Annotated in this window: 17 protein-coding genes and 1 tRNA gene; 2 read left to right on the top strand and 16 right to left on the bottom strand. The window is 56.2% G+C overall.

Annotation, left to right across the window (positions count from 1 at the left end):
• Positions 1 to 33 precede the first annotated feature (33 nt).
• The 6 genes from FEAC_RS06045 to FEAC_RS06025 form a co-directional block, all read right to left on the bottom strand.
• A complete protein-coding gene (locus FEAC_RS06045) occupies positions 34 to 1,104 on the bottom strand; it encodes an ABC transporter substrate-binding protein (RefSeq protein WP_035389996.1) in 1,071 nt (356 codons plus the stop codon).
• A gap of 697 nt (positions 1,105 to 1,801) precedes the next feature.
• Positions 1,802 to 2,641 carry an NUDIX hydrolase gene (locus FEAC_RS06040; protein WP_052565794.1) on the bottom strand — a complete coding sequence of 280 codons (840 nt, stop codon included), beginning with the start codon at positions 2,639 to 2,641 and terminating at the stop codon, positions 1,802 to 1,804.
• 1 nt (position 2,642) lies between these two features.
• A tRNA-Pro gene (locus tag FEAC_RS06035) sits at positions 2,643 to 2,719 on the bottom strand.
• On the bottom strand, positions 2,710 to 3,162 hold the full coding sequence (locus tag FEAC_RS14635; protein ID WP_081901130.1) for a response regulator transcription factor: 453 nt from the start codon (positions 3,160 to 3,162) through the stop codon (positions 2,710 to 2,712). Before FEAC_RS14635 ends, FEAC_RS06035 begins: the two co-directional genes overlap by 10 nt.
• Positions 3,163 to 3,173: 11 nt before the next feature.
• Positions 3,174 to 4,244 (bottom strand): ArsA family ATPase, encoded by a 1,071-nt coding sequence (locus FEAC_RS06030; protein WP_052565792.1) that lies wholly within the window; start codon positions 4,242 to 4,244, stop codon positions 3,174 to 3,176.
• Positions 4,244 to 5,104: an ArsA-related P-loop ATPase gene (locus FEAC_RS06025; RefSeq protein WP_052565790.1), complete on the bottom strand. Its 861-nt coding sequence runs from the start codon at positions 5,102 to 5,104 to the stop codon at positions 4,244 to 4,246. Before FEAC_RS06025 ends, FEAC_RS06030 begins: the two co-directional genes overlap by 1 nt.
• A gap of 74 nt (positions 5,105 to 5,178) precedes the next feature.
• On the opposite strand from FEAC_RS06025, the gene FEAC_RS14630 reads away from it, so the two are divergent.
• The gene (locus FEAC_RS14630; RefSeq protein ID WP_201773859.1) at positions 5,179 to 5,505 is read left to right on the top strand and encodes a WhiB family transcriptional regulator; all 327 of its coding nucleotides are present in this window, start codon (positions 5,179 to 5,181) and stop codon (positions 5,503 to 5,505) included.
• A gap of 189 nt (positions 5,506 to 5,694) precedes the next feature.
• Entirely contained in the window at positions 5,695 to 7,653 is a 1,959-nt protein-coding gene (locus FEAC_RS06015) for an APC family permease (protein WP_052565787.1), read from the top strand.
• 111 nt (positions 7,654 to 7,764) lie between these two features.
• On the opposite strand, the gene FEAC_RS06010 is transcribed toward FEAC_RS06015, so the two are convergent.
• The 10 genes from FEAC_RS06010 to FEAC_RS05970 form a co-directional block, all read right to left on the bottom strand.
• On the bottom strand, positions 7,765 to 8,265 hold the full coding sequence (locus tag FEAC_RS06010) for a vitamin K epoxide reductase family protein (RefSeq protein ID WP_081901129.1): 501 nt from the start codon (positions 8,263 to 8,265) through the stop codon (positions 7,765 to 7,767).
• Positions 8,223 to 9,065 carry a DUF929 family protein gene (locus tag FEAC_RS06005; protein ID WP_052565785.1) on the bottom strand — a complete coding sequence of 281 codons (843 nt, stop codon included), beginning with the start codon at positions 9,063 to 9,065 and terminating at the stop codon, positions 8,223 to 8,225. The genes FEAC_RS06010 and FEAC_RS06005 overlap by 43 nt, the downstream gene beginning before the upstream one ends.
• A 150-nt stretch (positions 9,066 to 9,215) precedes the next feature.
• The gene (gene hutI / locus FEAC_RS06000; RefSeq protein ID WP_035389993.1) at positions 9,216 to 10,403 is read right to left on the bottom strand and encodes an imidazolonepropionase; all 1,188 of its coding nucleotides are present in this window, start codon (positions 10,401 to 10,403) and stop codon (positions 9,216 to 9,218) included.
• On the bottom strand, positions 10,404 to 12,086 hold the full coding sequence (hutU, locus tag FEAC_RS05995; RefSeq protein WP_035389991.1) for a urocanate hydratase: 1,683 nt from the start codon (positions 12,084 to 12,086) through the stop codon (positions 10,404 to 10,406). It lies immediately after the preceding gene.
• Positions 12,071 to 13,378: a formimidoylglutamate deiminase gene (locus tag FEAC_RS05990; protein ID WP_052565783.1), complete on the bottom strand. Its 1,308-nt coding sequence runs from the start codon at positions 13,376 to 13,378 to the stop codon at positions 12,071 to 12,073. The genes hutU and FEAC_RS05990 overlap by 16 nt, the downstream gene beginning before the upstream one ends.
• The gene (locus FEAC_RS05985; RefSeq protein ID WP_052565781.1) at positions 13,375 to 14,577 is read right to left on the bottom strand and encodes an allantoate amidohydrolase; all 1,203 of its coding nucleotides are present in this window, start codon (positions 14,575 to 14,577) and stop codon (positions 13,375 to 13,377) included. Before FEAC_RS05985 ends, FEAC_RS05990 begins: the two co-directional genes overlap by 4 nt.
• A gap of 17 nt (positions 14,578 to 14,594) precedes the next feature.
• Positions 14,595 to 14,720, bottom strand: coding sequence for a hypothetical protein (locus FEAC_RS16070; RefSeq protein WP_269078253.1), 126 nt, complete (start codon positions 14,718 to 14,720; stop codon positions 14,595 to 14,597).
• 186 nt (positions 14,721 to 14,906) lie between these two features.
• Positions 14,907 to 15,089 carry a hypothetical protein gene (locus tag FEAC_RS05980; RefSeq protein WP_035389989.1) on the bottom strand — a complete coding sequence of 61 codons (183 nt, stop codon included), beginning with the start codon at positions 15,087 to 15,089 and terminating at the stop codon, positions 14,907 to 14,909.
• A gap of 153 nt (positions 15,090 to 15,242) precedes the next feature.
• On the bottom strand, positions 15,243 to 16,508 hold the full coding sequence (locus FEAC_RS05975; RefSeq protein ID WP_160290340.1) for an MFS transporter: 1,266 nt from the start codon (positions 16,506 to 16,508) through the stop codon (positions 15,243 to 15,245).
• Positions 16,509 to 16,778: 270 nt separating this feature from the next.
• Positions 16,779 to 17,012 carry a hypothetical protein gene (locus FEAC_RS05970; RefSeq protein ID WP_035389985.1) on the bottom strand — a complete coding sequence of 78 codons (234 nt, stop codon included), beginning with the start codon at positions 17,010 to 17,012 and terminating at the stop codon, positions 16,779 to 16,781.
• Between the last annotated feature and the right edge of the window lie 253 nt (positions 17,013 to 17,265).

Here is a 17,265-nt window from a genome sequence, read left to right as displayed (position 1 = left end):
GGTCGCTCCAGAAGCGCTACCACAAGCAACTACCTACTGAACAATGTTGCTGGTAAACCAAGCATTGATGCTGGCTTCGCGAGAACCCCACACGATCGGATTCGGGTAATCGGTTGGAATAGCCTTTAAGTTGGGGACCTGAGAGTGAGGCTTGGTGCCCTTTACGATGGGGTAAAAGAGCGAGTCGCCCTGTGGGTCACCACTGAGCATCAATGCTTGACCCTTGGGGCTGTAGACGAAGTCAGCGAACCTCTTCGCCTCGGCGATCTCGGTCTTCGATGCCTTCCCATCGATGCCAATAACCCCAGGGAGGAGGGCGGACTTATCAGGATAGGCGAGCTTGAGACTCGGAGAGGACATCGCGAATCCGATCCCGGCAGAGTTTTGCACCAACGCGACCTTGATCGCGCCGGTCAGCAGAGCGTTGAGAGTCACTTTGTTCGTCGGATATACGTGGAGCCCATTGGCAGCCAGCTTCTTGAAATAAGCCTCGCCTTTGGCGACGCCACCCTGCTGGCTCATGACCGAGGCGACTGCAGTATAGGTAGGGCCAGATATCGCTGGATTGTTCATTCCAATAGCACCCTTCCACTGCGAGGTAAGCAAGCTGCTCCAGGAGGTAGGAGGGCTCTTCACAACCTTGGAGTTATAGACAAAGGCAGCAGCAGTTGTTAACCCGGTGGGGATATAACTCTGGTCAGCAGGAACCAAAGACTTGCCGAGAGAAGTCAGGCTCCCAGTATTGGGCTCGAAGCCACGCAACAGATAATGTTGCTGATCTAACGCAGCATAGGCATCCGAACCATCAGTCCAGAGCACGCCCCATTGTGGATTCTGAGCCTCTGCCGAGATCTTGGCCAAGAGGGTACCTGTAGAGTGGTTTACCATCTCAGTCGGGATTCCGGTAGCCTGTTGGAAACCTTTAGCGACTACCGGTGCATAGCCTTCAGCACCATAGACAACAAGTGGAACCACTGGAGTCTTCGATGCGCTGGTTTTTGACGGTGAGGCAGAACTTGATCCGCATGCGGCGAGTACGCCAGCCGCTCCAGTTAGGGCGAGGGCTATCTGCAAACTACGGTGTAACCGAGAACGTTTCATCATGGGTTTCAAGCTATTGAGCCAAAGTGAATAGATTCACCCAGTTACCTAGACGTTCAAGGAACAAAGGGTAAACATTGTATACGTATCGTCCCCAACGAAAAAACAATGCTCCACAGAAGAGATCCGAGCGTCCCGACCTGCACTGGGTCACACCAAAACACCTCCACAGATCCTCCTCTAAGCGGCTCAGTCAAACGAGCTTCCATGAGGTCATCACGCACAGCTGTTTACTTCTCAAACTCCTAAGTTCACTAACAATGTTGGTGTGGATGCGGAGATTCAGGTGCCCCCAGTTCTCTGTGAGAGTCGATTGATATAGATCTATTTTTTCAGAGGTCAGTCGACGAAATTACGTGCCTGGCCGCGATCGCCCTTGAAATCGAGAACAGAGGCGGCACTCTTCACCGCAAGGAGCAATTTGGAATCACGACAAGCATCACAGAGGGACTGGCCCGGCAATATTCATCTGAATAGTAGAGATGTGCTCTAGCGTTGTCAACCTTCTAGCGACACATTCTTCGGCTGCCAGCTCAGTACGAGGAGACGAACTCTGAGTAGCTCCAGGTCAAGAAAGTTAGGCAATCTGGAGATACCGCAGATCGAGATAATTGGCCGACAGTGGTAAACATCGGCTTTCGTCTCTTGCTATAGCCAAGGCAAAAAGCAAACTCCAAGCACGCGGTGGGCTACTACCACCTCATTTAACCTGGCTCGGACGAGTGGGTAACGCCTCCCCGTGGGCCAAAACCGTCGCCGATGCATGCTCATACTCGAGCGATCCCGGTAGGGCAACAGCGACAGAGCCGTCGACGTTTCGATAGAATCTCGGCTGAATCCGTTCAACACTAGTCAACGAACGAGCGCCTCCCATCAGATGGTCAACAGTGTCAAACGAGGCGAGAAACTCAAGATTCTTGACGGTTGGGAGCACCAACTCGAAATAACCCCGGCGATACTGGTCAAGCGCATCCAAAGGAGTCACCCATACTTGGCCAACGATCTCGGAACGATCGGGCGTTGCGCGCTGTTGGCTTGGAACTGACGCCAGAAAGAAACGGGTATCGAACCTTCTCGGCGCCCCCTCCGGTGTAACCCAGTGCGCTACGTAAGCAAGTGCACCTACATCTAGATGCAGGTCGAGAGTCTCGACAATCTCAGTGAACGTGCACTGCCCTGCCACAAGACTCTGACGGCAATCTCGAAGCTTTTCATCGAGATCGTCAACTAGCTGACCGGAGTCTTTAGACACAAGGAGAATCCCTGCCTCTTCGAAGGCTTCACGAAGAGCGGCGATATAAAAGCTAAGCGCATCAGGAGTGCCAAGCCGCTCGTCCGCCTCAGCGGCGGACAGGCCGAAGCATCGCGCGATCAGACCAGGTTGAGCATCACTTGGATCTACCGAACCTCCAGGGAAAACGTGCGCACCTCCTGCAAAGGCAAGATCCTTATTCCGCCTCAACAACAGAACCTCAAAGGCTCTATCAGCCTCACGAACTAGCATCACTGTTGAGGCGAAGCGCACTTGTGAAGTACTCATATGGTCGGGAAGGCGGGATTTGAACCCGCGACCTCAGCGTCCCGAACGCTGCGCGCTGCCAAGCTGCGCTACTTCCCGTCAGCTACCAGTGTAGAGGCTTCTCGGACCTCATAGCTACTGTCAAGCGGTTGATAGGAGTTGTCCAGAAAAAGGTTACCATCGAGCACCGTCTCGACCGCGTTAGCTACCATCAGCGAGTTCAAGGGTTTGACCAGATAACCATCGGCTCCAGAGCGCTTAGCTGTGAAGACATCAGCCCTTCGGTCGAGAAGCAGAATGATGCGAGTCTGTTCCAGTCTTCCGGCGTCGGCCTCGAGCCGAAGATCGATACATACAGCAATACCGCCCATCGATCCAATCTGCGAATCCAGCAGCACGACATCCGGCTGGATCTCCGCCGCTGCCGCTCGAACGGCCCTTCCTTCGGAGACAGCGTAGAGCGTATGCTCATCAGCGTCAAGCGTGGAGGCGAGCTCCTCTTCGAGCTCGGGCGAATCAGTGACAAGAAGAATGGCTGCCATAGATGATTATCCTACTCTGCCTCCCGGAATGGAACCAAAGCGCACCGCTGCATCATCTCGGCGACCTCATTGAGCACGGTAAGGTTCGACACATCACTGGCCAGGTCCTCTAACAGATACCACCCCTGCAGGGATAGCCCGCTTCCCCATTCGTCGATCACCGCCTGTTCGCGTGCACGCATTCGCACAAGGCGCTCCAGATCATCACGCGCTTGTGGCGGTGCATTAACGTCGCGTGGATCCAGGACGTAGGTCGGCGTCATTCGATTGATCAACACGCTATCGACCTCGTGTCCGATACCTTTGAGTAACTCCACCATGCGACTCCCCGATGCCAGCGCATCTGGAGCTGGTGAGGAGACCAGGAGATAGCTGGTGGTCTCGGAGGCTAGCAACTCACTCGTCATGAGCGCCCGTTGGCGAAAACCATCCTCTATACCCGAAAACGCCTGGAAGAAGTTCATGGTATCGTTTACGACATCCGCTCCTACCACGTTAGCAATCTGTTTCACTAGGCCACGGGTCGCCATTGCGATTGGCCGAAGATAGATTGGAGGTGGTTTGAGCATGAACTTGAATACGCGATTATCCAAGAACCCGGCGAGGCGACTTGGCGCATGCAGAAAATCAATCGCCGCCTGAGCCGGCGGAGTGTCAACGACGATGGTGTCAAAGCGCTGACTCTCTCTCAGCTCCCAGAGGCGCTCAAAAGCCATATACTCCTGGGTGCCCGATAGTCGGGTAACCAAATTGCGGTAGACAGGGTTATCAACGATCTCCTGCTCCTGGGCCTTCGAAGAAGAGTAACGTGCGATCATAGCATCGAAGGTCTGTTTGGGGTCGAGCATCGCCACCCAGTAGTTAGGCATCTCCTCGCTCGCCAGCACTGGCTCATTGCCGACTTGATCGAGACCCAGAGCGGACGCGAGGCGACGGGCAGGATCGATCGTCAAGACACAGACCTTACGTCCGTTTTTCGCGAGCAATAGCCCAGCTGCAGCTGCGCTCGTTGTCTTGCCGACGCCTCCTGGTCCAATGCAGACGATCGTCTCCTTGGTGCCTATAGCATCGAGGAGATCCATTAGCGGATCCCCCACTCGTCCACCTGATCGAATAGGGCAAGGGCCGCTCTGGTGGGCTGAGTGGCGTCGTTGACATAGGGAAGCTCAAAAGTTGGGACTGGGAGAAGGTCACGAACCGTCTTTGCCTGTTGGCTCGCGAAAGTGGAACGCGCAGCTAGATAATAGTTTGCTCGATCCTCAGCCGATCCTTGCACCAGGTCATCGCGTCGGTCTACCATAGCTGGCATACGATTCACCACGCAAGATAGCACATTAGTCGCCAACAGCGTCCTCAGATGGGTATACACCTCGCTCGTCTCCTGCACCGGAGTCTCCTCGGGCAGTGTGACCAAAACGACACCGGTCAACTCCTGATCACGCAGTAGGGCGATCACATCAGCGCTCTGCGAAGCGATTGGCCCATCAGCTGCGATCGCGCTAAGACCGTCAGGTGATGAGAGTAACGAGAGTAGATGCCCCGAAGCTGGTGCGTCCACCAACACAAGATCGTAGATGCCAGAGTTCACGAGCTGTTTAATCTTGCCCAATACAAGAAGGTCGCGAATTCCCGGGATCGCGGTCGAGACCGCGTCGATGACGCCCGACTTCAATAGCCGCTGGGCTAGCGGACCAAAACCATGCGTCTCGAGATACTCGAGCATGACGGCGTCAGGGAGTAGGATGACCTGTTCAATCCCGTCTGATTCCCCTCCAAACTCGTCAAAGAGGACCAGCAACGGTTTGAGTCCCCCAGCTTGAGCGATCAGGGCGATCAAACGAGCGACACTCGATTTGCCCACGCCACCCTTCCCGGTCACGAGCACCAGTCGCGGATCTCCTACCAGCTCTGAGAGTATGATGCGAGCCTTCGATGTCTGCACCCTTCTCACCCTAGGCGCGATGGGAGTCAAAAATGAACAGTCGCACAGCTTGACTTTTCCATCACTGAGCTTCTATGCTGATCGGAACAGCCGCAAACAACGGCGGTTCGCTATCCATGGGGGGAAACATGACAGGCGAAAACTGGAGGGATCTGGCTGCATGTCGAGGTTGGGGGTTGAATCTCTTCTTCCCACCCGATGAGCCAAGGGGCGAGTCACCTGGAGAGCGTCGGCTTCGTGAAAACCAGGCCAAACGCGTCTGCCGTGGCTGCCCAGTTCAACAAGATTGTCTGAACTGGGCCCTTACCAAGGGTGAATCTCGTGGTATCTGGGGTGGCCGCAATGAGCTTGAGCGCAAAGCTATGGTTCGCGCACGTCGTCACATCCGGGTGGTGGTCTAGCGAGCCTCTCGCTCGATCTGTGTCTCCATGACCAGCATCGGCACGCCGATGCCTACCCGAGTCGCACTCCAAAGCGTGCGTGCCGTGACCTCGCATCAAAAAGTCGAGATGAACGGATCCCAAGCACACGAGTGTTGTCTCGTGTGATGACCAACCGAGACTATACAACCGATGAGCTAGGATCTCGGTATGCCTGAGACAACTCCGTCCCCTGTTCCTCCCGCGAACAGTCATCGGGATCGGGGAGGACTGGCGAACAGCGCCTTCAGGCTCGTCATCGGGAAGCCGCTGCGTTCGACTGAGATGAAATCCGAGGAGATCTCCACGTTTTCCGGGTTGCCCGCGCTGTCTCTCGATGCCCTCACCTCGGTCGCCTACGGCCCCGAGGCGATTATGGTGGTTCTCGCGACGGCGGGTCTGGGAGCCCTACACCTGGTCCTTCCAATCACGATCGCCATCGTGGTCTTACTCGCCATCCTCGTCATCTCCTATCGCCAAGTCATAGAGGGATACCCCGAGGGTGGAGGTTGTTATGCGGTATCCAAGGCAAATCTCGGTCGCGGAATCTCCTTGCTCGCTGGAGCCTCCTTAATCGTCGACTACACGCTCACCGTGGCGGTCTCGGTGTCTGCGGGAGTAGAGGCACTAGTCTCCGCATTCCCGACACTTTCTTCCTTGACGGTTCCGCTCTGCATAGCGATTCTGCTCGTCGTCACCTTGCTCAACCTCCGAGGTCTCGGCGATGCAGCTCGCGCATTCTTCCTACCAACAGCGGTCTTCGTTCTTGGTCTCTTTCTCGTTATCATCTTTGGCCTCGTTCACCCACTCGCCCCACATGCCCACGCACAAGGAGTGTCGTTAGTCACGTCACACCCCATCGAGACGATCTCGATACTGCTCATTCTGAAGGCCTTCTCCTCTGGCTGCAGCGCGCTCACGGGAGTGGAGGCGATTGCGAATGGAGTCCCGACCTTCCGCCAACCTCGAGTACGCCACGCTAAGCGTACAGAGCTTCTTCTTGGAGTAATTCTTGGAGTAATGCTGATAGGTCTAGCAATTCTTGCTGGACATTTTCATATCGGCCCGAGGACGAACAACACCGTACTCAACCAGATTATGGTCATCGCTATCGGTCACGGGGTCCTCTACTACATCATCGCCCTCGCCGTCGTCCTCGAACTCGCACTCGCCGCCAATACGTCTTTTGGGGGGCTACCTCTCCTTGCGGGGCTTCTCGCCCAAGATGGCTACCTCCCCCACTTCTTCGCTCTGCGAAGCGACCGCATGGTGCTCGCCAGAGGGATCATCGTTCTAGCGATACTATCTGCACTACTTCTCATTGGGGTCAACGGCAACACCAATACCCTGATTCCGATGTTTGCTATCGGGGTCTTCACCGGCTTCACGCTTGCCCAAACCGGGATGGTGATCCACTGGTCTCGTGCTAAGCCATCGCGGTGGCAAGTAAGGGCGGCGCTCAACGGGGTTGGAGCAGTTCTGACCGCCCTTGCTACCATCATCTTCATCGCGACCAAGTTCTTTGGAGGTGCCTGGATCGTCGTTGTTGTGGTTCCCCTCCTCATCCTGCTATTCCTGCGGATCCACTCCTACTATCAGCGTGTTCAAGGTGTTCTTGGGCTCGATACCAAACCGATAGTGGGCCAAGACGAGTCACTGTTGGTGGTGATTCCTGTAACTAACATCTCCCGTCTAACGGCTACCGCCCTCAGCACAGCCAAAGAGCTCGCACAAACCCAGATCGCTATCCGTGTCGTGCTTCCCGACCAGCACGCGGTGGCGACAGAGCTACAACAACAGTGGAACGATTGGGATCCTGGAGTCGAACTCGAACTGATCAACACTGATTACCAATCGATTACCGAACCGGTAAGAGACTTCATAGCCAACAAGCTGCTCGACTACGACCGGATCATCCTCTTGATACCAGTGCTTGAGCCACACAAATTACGCCATCGGCTGCTTCACAACCAGCTCAATCTGGTGCTGAGTTCGGCCTTTAACTTCGAACCACGAGTCGTCATTGCACGAGTCGTACTCGTCGTGGACGATCTCGCAGGAGACCGAGAGCAGATAGCTGGTGCTCCGGGCTCGGCTGGATCGACAGAACCATTCGTACATGAGCAATAGAGCCGCTGCCCAGCCACCTCTACCGCTCCTCCATCCGGTCGGCACCTATGATAACCAACCCAGAGACGATGCGGTTAGGGCTTCGACTCACCAACCTAGGTGGCCTAGTCCTCAGGATCGAGTGGTTGTATCTAGACGGTCTCGGTAGGTCATCCACGCATAGAGTAAGACCAAGAAGATGAGCACCGTGAGGACATGGACGCTGGTGCACCAGAGACAGATAGCTCCAATTTCGACAATCTCAGCGTAGACCAGGTAGAGAATGAACCCCACTCCCCCGAGAGCGACCAGCAGACGAAGCATCTCAAAACCGGCACTCGTCTTCGCCCTTGGCCACCAGGCGAGGATCGAGACGACAACGTAATAGGCGAGACCAAGGACAGCGACTGGGATCCCAAAGATCACCGACTGCGGTGAGGTGGTGACCTCCTGGCAGTTGATCGTTGAGTTGTTTGGACATAACAAGGCAACCTTGGTGTCATAGTGGGCAATGGTCAGATAGATCGCAACACCAAGCGCACCGAGTGCCAGCAGACGAACGAGCCAGATCACCCACGCGGGGTAACCGGCTACAACTTCTTCTGGAGTCCCTGAATGAGTGACGTCTTGCATACAGATCCTGGTTTGTTATGCGTCAGCACACACACGGCGGCGGTGATCTCGTTGACTGTGCCTCCAATCGACTTTGCCACAGGCGAAGTCGGGTCCGAAAGCGTAGCGGCGATGGTTTGCCAGTTCAAGCCGGCGAGTACCTGCGGCGAGTAGCTGGCCCCATCTATCACGAACTTGTTTGCAAAGTCTACAAACGGAATTGAACCACTGTCCTGGGTATTTGGGACGTACGGAGGTACGTCATAGAGGTTAAGGAGATCATTCTCCTTAGTGGTCAAGGTCTGCAGGGGGGCATGGGTTCGGGTCTCGATCTCGCGAGTCACCAGCGAGAGGTAAGGCGAGCTATAGCTTGCGTGTAGGAACGAGAAGGTATTGGTGTTGGGGTAGACATCCGTGCTGCTCGACTCCATCAGCTCCAACCCATTGAAACTTCCAAACTTCGAGAGTGCGCCTACCAGCGCCCATCGTTCGGCTGCACAGTAAGGGCAAAACTCCGCTCCTACATAGAGAAGCTCCGGTTTGCCATTCAATGTAAGCGGCTTACCCCCCTTTATAACCTGCGGGGCAGCTACAAGCGCTGGATCGACACCGACAGTCTTTAACACACTCTCTGGAATGTTGGTCGCCCTAGCAAGCACGTTCTTTGGCACAGCAGAGCCTAGCGCCGCCGATGTAGGCGTCGATGCCGACTGGTTCGACTTACGAGTCACCAGGAAGGTCACGACGATAGCGATGATCACAACCACCACAAGCCCGACCGCCAACGGTCCTCGGCTTCGTTTGGTAGTGTTAGTTGGCATAGAGTGCTCCTAGAGGGGGTCAGCGTTACAACTGACTAGTTAGCCTACTTGGTTTCTCGTTCCCTCAACGATCATCGGCTCGCGAGCTGGTCTCTCAAACTTCTCATGAAGAGTGCGAAACCCACCGTGATCGTGCTAGCCCATCAAGGCTTAGCCAAGCCGATGAGCCCTTCTGTCAAACACGCTTGCTACTAGCTCATAAGGGTGACCAACCTCCCATGCCACAAGATCTGCCCTACAGCCCGGGTCCAATCTGCCACGATCGCTGAGCCCGAGTGCCTCAGCCGCACGACGGGTGATACCCGCAAAAGCCTCGACCGGGCGCAGTCCGTAGAGGGTTACAGACAGATAGGCCGCAAGCAACAAGCTGGCCGTTGGAGAGGTGCCTGGATTGAGATCGGTCGCGACCGCCATCGGCACTTGGTTATCTCTCAGGCCCATAATCGGCGGGATACTCGTGAGACTCTTATGCAGGTAGGCGAACGGGAGCAGCACCGCCACCGTCCCAGACCCGCGAGCAGTCGCCAAAGCAGCGCTTGAAAGGTGTTCGATATGATCGATTGAACGCGCACCAAAGCTGAGCGCGAGCTCTCCTCCCCCAGCGGCACCAAACTGATCGACATGAGCACGGATCGGTAGGCCAAGCTCGCTGGCGCGCTCGAGGTAGGGGGTAACGATCGAGGCAGAGAAGCCCTCCGGATCGATGAAGCAGTCCACCATGTCGATAAGACCCTCGGCTGCCAACGTCGGCATCACCTCCTTGGTCAATAGCGCGATGTAGTCGGCTGGCCGAGATGCATAGGCCGTCGGCAGCGCATGAGCACCCAGAAATGAGGTTATAACCTCGATGCCTCGATACCCCGAGAGCGAGCGAGCAATCTCAAGAAGACGACGCTCGCCCTCCATCGAGAGACCATAACCCGACTTCACCTCCACCGTCGTCACCCCATGGTCTGCCATCTGATCTATACGGCTACGAGCGAGCGTGGCCAACGACGCTCGCGATGCCTGGTTCGTGGCGTTCACAGTCGCCAGGATCCCGCCCGACTCAAACCGATCACGACTCGGATCGTCTGGATCACGCTGGGCCAATAGATCGCCCAAGCGATCACCGGCATAGATCAGATGGGTGTGACAGTCGATGAGTCCTGGGGTGACGAGCATCGACTCCATGTCAAGCAGCTCAAGCCGTTGAGTGAGATGCTGACCCTGGGCTCGTGGACCAGCAAAAACAATCCTGTCGTCTCTGACGTGCACCAGTCCGTCAGCGATAAAGCGAAGTGCGCCACTGGCATCCACGTCAGCGAGTGAGCAGTTCCCGAATAGGAGCTCGCTCATCTAGTCTCGCACCGAAGGAAGGTTGAGCCCACGGAGCTTGGCCTCTTCAAGGGCCTCTGGATAGCCAGCATCGGCATGGCGCATCACGCCGGTGCCAGGATCATTGAAAAGCACCCGAGCGAGTCGGCGATCCGCCTCTGGGGAACCGTCACACACGATAACCTGCCCGGCATGTTGAGAGTACCCCATCCCTACACCACCGCCATGGTGGAGAGATACCCATGTAGCTCCCCCAGCAACGTTGAGCATGGCGTTTAGCAACGGCCAATCAGACACTGCATCGGAACCATCACGCATCGACTCGGTCTCGCGATTCGGACTAGCTACCGAACCAGTATCGAGGTGATCACGACCTATAACAATCGGTGCTCTCAGCTCTCCGCTCGCCACCATCTCGTTAAATGCACGTCCCACTCGAGCTCGATCGCGCAACCCCAACCAACAGATTCGTGCAGGTAGCCCCTGAAACTTGATACGCTTCCTCGCCATATCGAGCCAGTGGTGGAGGTGGGGATCGTCGTCGACAAGCTCCTTTACTTTGGCATCTGTCGCGTAGATATCCTCTGGGTCGCCAGAGAGTGCTACCCATCGAAACGGTCCGTAACCGCGACAGAAGAGCGGACGGATATAGCTGGGCACGAATCCAGGGATCTCAAAGGCTCGCTCCACGCCGGCTTCATAGGCGCCTTGACGAATATTGTTTCCATAGTCAAAGGCGATCGCACCACGGTCGGCCATCGCGAGCATCGCTTGAACATGGCGCCCCATCGACTGTTTTGCATCCGCGACCAGCCGAGCAGGATCGCTTGCTTGACGCCACGCATCGAGCCTGTAACCTGCGGGGAGATATCCTCGTAGAGGATCATGTGCGCTCGTCTGGTCGGTCACCAGATCAGGAATGATGTTCCGGCTCACCATCTCCTCGATAACCTCGGCTGCGTTGCCTAGCAAGCCAATCGAGGTGGGATGGCCCGATTGTTTCGCCTGCTCGAGCAGCCTCATCGCCTCCTCAAGTGAGAGTGCTCGATGTTCGAGATATCCAGTCTGAATTCGTAGCTCGATACGGCTCGGGTCACACTCGATGGCAAGCATCGAGAAGCCGGCCATCGTCGCCGCTAAAGGCTGTGCGCCCCCCATTCCGCCAAGGCCGGCGGTCAAAATCCAACGCCCAAACGGATCACCGCCAAAGTGTGTCTGGGCAGCGGCGACAAAGGTCTCGTAGGTTCCTTGCACAATACCTTGTGAACCGATATAGATCCAACTTCCCGCTGTCATCTGACCAAACATCATCAGGCCCTTGGCGTCTAGTTCGTCGAAGTGCTCCCAGGTTGCCCAGTGCGGAACCAGATTCGAGTTGGCGATAAGCACCCTTGGAGCATCTGGATGCGTCGGGAAGACTCCTACCGGCCTTCCACTCTGAACCAGCAACGTCTCGTCATCCGCCAGCTTGCGCAACGTTGCGAGAATCCGATCGAAAGACTCCCAATCCCTGGCTGCACGCCCTATTCCTCCGTAGACCACCAGATCTTCTGGATGTTCTGCAACCTCGATATCTAGGTTGTTTTGGATCATTCGGTACGGGGCCTCGGTCAGCCAACTCCGGCAGCTGAGCTCGGTCCCTCTCGGGGCCCTGATCGACCGGCTCTCATCATGACGATTACCCACTCTTACTCCTTTTGCCATCGTGCAACGATCGCTGCGAGCTCCGCTCCCAGTGATCGACGCTCCTCATCGATATCGGTCGCGACTACTTTCCCAGCGACCCAGACCATCGAGACCGCTGATCGTGTCGCGAAACGAACCGCCTCGAAGGGATCGACGCCGGCTACTCCTAGCTCCTGGAGATCTATCGCCACCATATCGGCAAGTGCGCCGACCTCGAGCCTTCCGACATCGCTAAATCCGATCGAGTTATGGCCAGCCAGCACCGACCAGAGCGCGGCGGTACTTACCGATGATCGCTTCAGGGTGCGCAGTCGCTCGTGCGCGTCCAAGCGAGATGCCTCCAAGAACGGGTCTATGCGGGTGTGTTGATCGCTACCGAGGGTCACACGCGCACCTGCCTTGAGCAGCCTCGCACCTGGAGACAGTCCGTCAGCGAGATCCTCCTCTGTGGTGGGGCAGGCACAGGTTACCGCCTCTGTGCGCACCAACAAAGCCATCTCATCGTCGTCGAGCTGATTGAGGTGAACAAGGTTCGCATTATGGTCGAGCACCCCTCGCTCCTCGAGAAGCTGGAGAGGACGTTGGCCGTAATACGCGACTAGGTCCACCACCTCCTGGGGCTGTTCCATAAGATGGAGGTGCCAGGGATCAGCAGGAGCCCCCCTCACCACCAGCTCAAGTTCGTCGATCGAGACCGCGCGCAGCGAGTGTACGCCGCGGAGGACATGGACGGTCTCAGAGTCTACGAGCCTGTCAATCCGCTCTAGATAGCCATCTGGATCCTGATCGCCGAAACGGCGCTGCGCGCCTTCAAGCGGTCGATAACCATCACGATCAAGGCCGCCATGGAGATAGCAGACGTCGATAAGTCCAAGGCGGATCCCCGCCAGCTTGGCCGCCTCGATAAGGGCTATCCCCATGGCATTAGAGTCTGCATAGGCGATACCGTGACGGTCGTGGTGAAGATAGTGGAACTCTCCAACGCTCGTGAATCCAGCGAGCAACATCTCACGAAAGACTAGGGTAGCGAACTCAAAATAGCGCTCTGGATTCAGGGTGTCAGCAAACGCATACATCGCCTCTCGCCACGCCCAAAAATCGCCAGCCTGCCCAGTCTGTCCGCGCAGGCCCCTATGGAATGCGTGACTATGGCAGTTCGCATAACCGGGCGTCAAAAGATCGACACGATAGTCAGCTCCTTCTGGTCCCTTGCTCTCTACTCCGACGATTCGATCCGCCTCAACACTCACCATCACCCCAGGGAGGAGGTCGGTCGGTGTAACCAGCGCCCATTGTGCATAGATCTTCACGATGCCAATCCTCGTATAACGCTGATGAGCGCATCAACACCTGCAACCATATCCTCTCGGTTCGCTCTCTCGGCGGGTGAATGCGACACGCCGGTTGGATTCCTGACAAAGAGCATCGCCGTCGGAATACCGTGGCTCGCCAGGATTCCAGCGTCATGCCCCGCCCCGGTACTTATAACAGGTGGGTTCTCCAACAACGACCCCAGGCTCTCATTTAACGACGCAGAGAATGCGGTCATCGAAGTGAGAGATTCGTTGACGAGCCTCCCTCCAAGCCCTTCGGCCAGCGTGGCGATATCAGTTGCGAGGTGGGCAAGACGGTCAGGGCTATCGGCTCTTGCATCGATCCAGAGACGGACCGTCGCCGCGATCGCATTCACGGCATTTGGCTCAACCACAATCTTCCCACAGGTCGCGATGGCATCACGAGCAATCGCGAGCTCGCCAAGCTCAAGTACAAAGCGAGCTGCCCTCTGCAGTGGGTCATCGCGCTCGTCTAACCTGGTGGTTCCCGCGTGGTTGGGCGTACCGGTCAAGGTGGTCGACCAACGCCCATGTGGCCATATAAAGCTCGCCAGTCCGATCGGGGCATCTAAATCGATGAGCTGGTGGCCCTGTTCTATATGGAGTTCAATGAAGCTTCCAATGCGCGAAAGCGCACGATCGTCACGCCCAAGACTCGTCGGATCTACTCCCGTGGCGCTGACGACGTCTACAAAGGGGGTCCCGTCGTAGTCGATCAGCTGGCTGAGACGTTCGTAGGTGGTCTCGCCAGTCAAGACTCGTGATCCCAGGCACGCAACCCCAAAGCGAGCCCCCTCCTCGTCGATGAAGTTAGCCACACCAACCGCACTTCGTGGCTGAAAGCCGTCACCGATCAGTTCCGCTATTGCCGATAGTGCCGATAGCACTCCAAGCGGACCATCGTAAGCCCCGCCTGATGGCACCGAATCGAGATGCGATCCAAGTACTAGGTTATGTTCAGGATCGCTGTCTGGATCCCCCCACCAAGCCCACTGATTGTTAGCGGCATCAACACCGACCTCGAGCCCTAGCTCCTCCGCAGTTTGTGCAAAGAATGCACGAAGTTGGAGATCTGTCTCGGTGTAGGCAAATCTGTTGTAACCTCCGGTTGCCTGGTCGCGACCAATCTCCGCGATTTGGATCAAGAGCTGGTCGAGACGTTTCGATGCGTTCATTCCTGCCTTTCAAGATCTCATAGGTAATGGTAGGTTCTCACGCGCTTACCAAAGGCCCCCATCGGTGGCTCTATGAGCGAGGGGTCGGTATCAGCGATAGCCTCCACGACGACCGACAGCATGAAGACTTCAGCGACGTGCATATCGTCGAGTTGGCAATACTAACTTCGGGGCTCAATAGGTCGTTCTGAACGGCCTCTTGAGCCCGCCCTTACAGGCTGGGCTTGCGCTCCCGTTCGATCAAAGCGAGCCTGAGCCCCCTCGTGCCAAAATTGCAAGCTCTCCAACCGGGCCGAGGTCGGCGCCGAACTAGCCAAGGACACAGCTATTCAATTGCGCACGGAGCGTCGCGGCGCAGCAACGTTGTTACGACTGTGGTGAGCGAAGCTGTAATCGACAAGATCCACTGCGGTCGATTCGAATGCCAGCTCGAGGAGAACGAAAACCACATTCTCGAACTTTTGCAAGATCCACTCCTGGATGAAGATGGCTCCAGACAACGATAATGTCATCTACGCCATCGCTGTAGTGGCGCGCGCTGGCTCGATCGAGCGCATCTTGTCATCGGCTGGCACCGCGTAAAACTCAGTTAGAACCACACCGGGATCGAGCTGGATCCCAGACGGCGGCTGATCATCGCACACCACCACGGGCTTGTAGAGAAGTCAAGAGTCGGCAGATTCGTCTCCGGAAACCGTAATAATGGGGTTTAATCGAGGCAGAGCCGCCAACGAGATGACCGCTCCGAGCAGACAGGCTACTCCGAACAACAGAATGCCTGCACCTGGTCCAGCAAGCGTGACCAAGATGGCATACCCGGTCACCCCCAGAATACCGCCGAGCCGTCCTGCCGCTTGAGACAGTCCTTGACTGGTAGCACGAATCTCCGGAGCCGCGTACTCGGATGGCGAGATGACCGTCGTCTTGTCGGGGCCCGCAGCCCCAAAAAAGTAGCCAGCAGCCAGAAGCAACCCGATGATGAGTGGTGAGAGATGGATGTTGTACAACAAGGCAAAGCCAAGTAGGCACAGGGGAACAGCTCTGCCAAGAAATCCAGTGACCTGGAGCCTTCGCCTACTCACGCGATCGATCAGCAGCACGGCAACCAATGACGCGGGAATGGTGACGACTTTGACCAGGACTGCGTCTAATGCACCAGAGCTCGCTGACGTCTCGAGAATCGTAACGAGAAGGAGTGGGAGTACCAACCCAACACCCTGATCAGTCAGCTGATAGAGGAGGGTGGCCAGCGCCTGCGCACCAAGGCGTTCATGCTTGAGTGCGACAGTGGCTCTCCTTCTGAGCTGCCTCAGAGTCAACGGAGTCAGCTCAGACCAACTCGGAGCCTCGATCAGTCGACTTCGGAACAGAAGGAGCGGGAGTGCAAGCAACACAGATGAACCCAATAGGACTCGCCAACCTAGAGCTCCCACATCAGCAAGGACCATCCCTCCAACGCCGTAGGCAGCCAAGGTTCCAAAATTTGCACCAAACAGAATCCACGCCATCGAACGCCCCTTGTTGCTTGATCCATTGTTATTCGATGTGGCCGCATCGGTGACAAACGGGAAAACCACCGCAAAGTCGATGCCGACCGCAACGCCAGTTGCCAGTCGTGCAACCGCCAGGAGAGCGAAATCTGGTGAAAACGCGGCCATAACTGCGGAAGCCATAAACAGGAGGACGTCCCATAGGATGATGGCGCGACGACCAATACGATCCGCAAGAAAGCCAGCTGTGAGCGACCCGATGAGCATTCCCAACAACGTAACCGTCCCCAGTGAAGCGACTACGCCAGAGGAGAGGTGCCACTGGGTCCGAATCGGTGCAAGCGCGACAGAGATGACGGCAAGGTCGTAGCTTCCAAGAACGATACCGGCACCGGCGATAGGTATGGCCCTCGAAGCTCTAGTCGCAGATCGCTTCCACATTAACATCAGCCTAAGCGTGCTAACTACAAGCCGCTGAACAAATCGCGTGTCTGCCACCGTTGCTCCCGAGTGACTTTGAGTGCGTATGTCACTCGCGTCCGCTCCGAAATACATATACATCTATATGCACCTCTTTTGTCTTCGCTCTCCAGCAGCCTTTGTGTGTTCTTCCCTATCCACAGGGACAGAACTAGGGCGAATCGATGGTTGACCACCTCCCACGTCCAACTTGGGTTGTCGTGGTTTGCTTGGGGTCTCAGCCGTTGAGCACTAGCCTTGGTATCCAATTGGATATTCCGGCTTTCCATTTGCGCGTAGGAACCTCTCATCAAGGATCTTCTTCACTTCCCTATAGGGAGTGAACCGGTTGATCTCGCGATCTTTGATCCTGTTGAGTAGGTTCATGGCAGCTACGTAATCTACATCGCCCTGCCAGTTACAATCCCAATAGGGATTGCGACAGTGAAACGGAAGGTCTCTACAGAATTTGTACGAAGTATTCATCAGTTAACATCCAAAACGTTAACTTCCGGCCGGCTAAGGATTCTCTTTCATCTCCTCCTCACTTGGTCGGTTGATCCAGACCTCGGTGTTGAGGGTGGGCGGGTCGGAATCTTGTTTACAAAGCGTTCGGGGTGGTTTTGATAGGCGCCTTTGAGAACCTCGGCTCTTCGTTCGGTGATCGCTTCGGCGTATCCCTCATGGACATCAGCTGGGGTCATGAGTGCAATGCCTGAATGGTGGTGTTCGTACTGGT

It is taken from the genome of Ferrimicrobium acidiphilum DSM 19497 (assembly GCF_000949255.1).
Lineage (GTDB): Bacteria > Actinomycetota > Acidimicrobiia > Acidimicrobiales > Acidimicrobiaceae > Ferrimicrobium > Ferrimicrobium acidiphilum.
Note: the sequence above shows the minus strand (reverse complement) of the source record. Positions and strands in the feature narration are given on the sequence as shown.

What these genes read in the sequence shown, in the direction of transcription:
- FEAC_RS06045 (WP_035389996.1), bottom strand. Translation starts at nt 1,104, where the DNA reads ATGATGAAACGTTCTCGGTTACACCGTAGTTTGCAGATAGCCCTCGCC.
- FEAC_RS06040 (WP_052565794.1), bottom strand. Translation starts at nt 2,641, where the DNA reads ATGAGTACTTCACAAGTGCGCTTCGCCTCAACAGTGATGCTAGTTCGT.
- FEAC_RS14635 (WP_081901130.1), bottom strand. Translation starts at nt 3,162, where the DNA reads ATGGCAGCCATTCTTCTTGTCACTGATTCGCCCGAGCTCGAAGAGGAG.
- FEAC_RS06030 (WP_052565792.1), bottom strand. Translation starts at nt 4,244, where the DNA reads ATGGATCTCCTCGATGCTATAGGCACCAAGGAGACGATCGTCTGCATT.
- FEAC_RS14630 (WP_201773859.1), top strand. Translation starts at nt 5,179, where the DNA reads ATGCTGATCGGAACAGCCGCAAACAACGGCGGTTCGCTATCCATGGGG.
- FEAC_RS06015 (WP_052565787.1), top strand. Translation starts at nt 5,695, where the DNA reads ATGCCTGAGACAACTCCGTCCCCTGTTCCTCCCGCGAACAGTCATCGG.
- FEAC_RS06010 (WP_081901129.1), bottom strand. Translation starts at nt 8,265, where the DNA reads ATGCAAGACGTCACTCATTCAGGGACTCCAGAAGAAGTTGTAGCCGGT.
- FEAC_RS06005 (WP_052565785.1), bottom strand. Translation starts at nt 9,065, where the DNA reads ATGCCAACTAACACTACCAAACGAAGCCGAGGACCGTTGGCGGTCGGG.
- hutI (WP_035389993.1), bottom strand. Translation starts at nt 10,403, where the DNA reads ATGAGCGAGCTCCTATTCGGGAACTGCTCACTCGCTGACGTGGATGCC.
- hutU (WP_035389991.1), bottom strand. Translation starts at nt 12,086, where the DNA reads ATGGCAAAAGGAGTAAGAGTGGGTAATCGTCATGATGAGAGCCGGTCG.
- FEAC_RS05985 (WP_052565781.1), bottom strand. Translation starts at nt 14,577, where the DNA reads ATGAACGCATCGAAACGTCTCGACCAGCTCTTGATCCAAATCGCGGAG.
- FEAC_RS16070 (WP_269078253.1), bottom strand. Translation starts at nt 14,720, where the DNA reads ATGCACGTCGCTGAAGTCTTCATGCTGTCGGTCGTCGTGGAGGCTATC.
- FEAC_RS05980 (WP_035389989.1), bottom strand. Translation starts at nt 15,089, where the DNA reads ATGACATTATCGTTGTCTGGAGCCATCTTCATCCAGGAGTGGATCTTG.
- FEAC_RS05975 (WP_160290340.1), bottom strand. Translation starts at nt 16,508, where the DNA reads ATGTGGAAGCGATCTGCGACTAGAGCTTCGAGGGCCATACCTATCGCC.
- FEAC_RS05970 (WP_035389985.1), bottom strand. Translation starts at nt 17,012, where the DNA reads ATGAATACTTCGTACAAATTCTGTAGAGACCTTCCGTTTCACTGTCGC.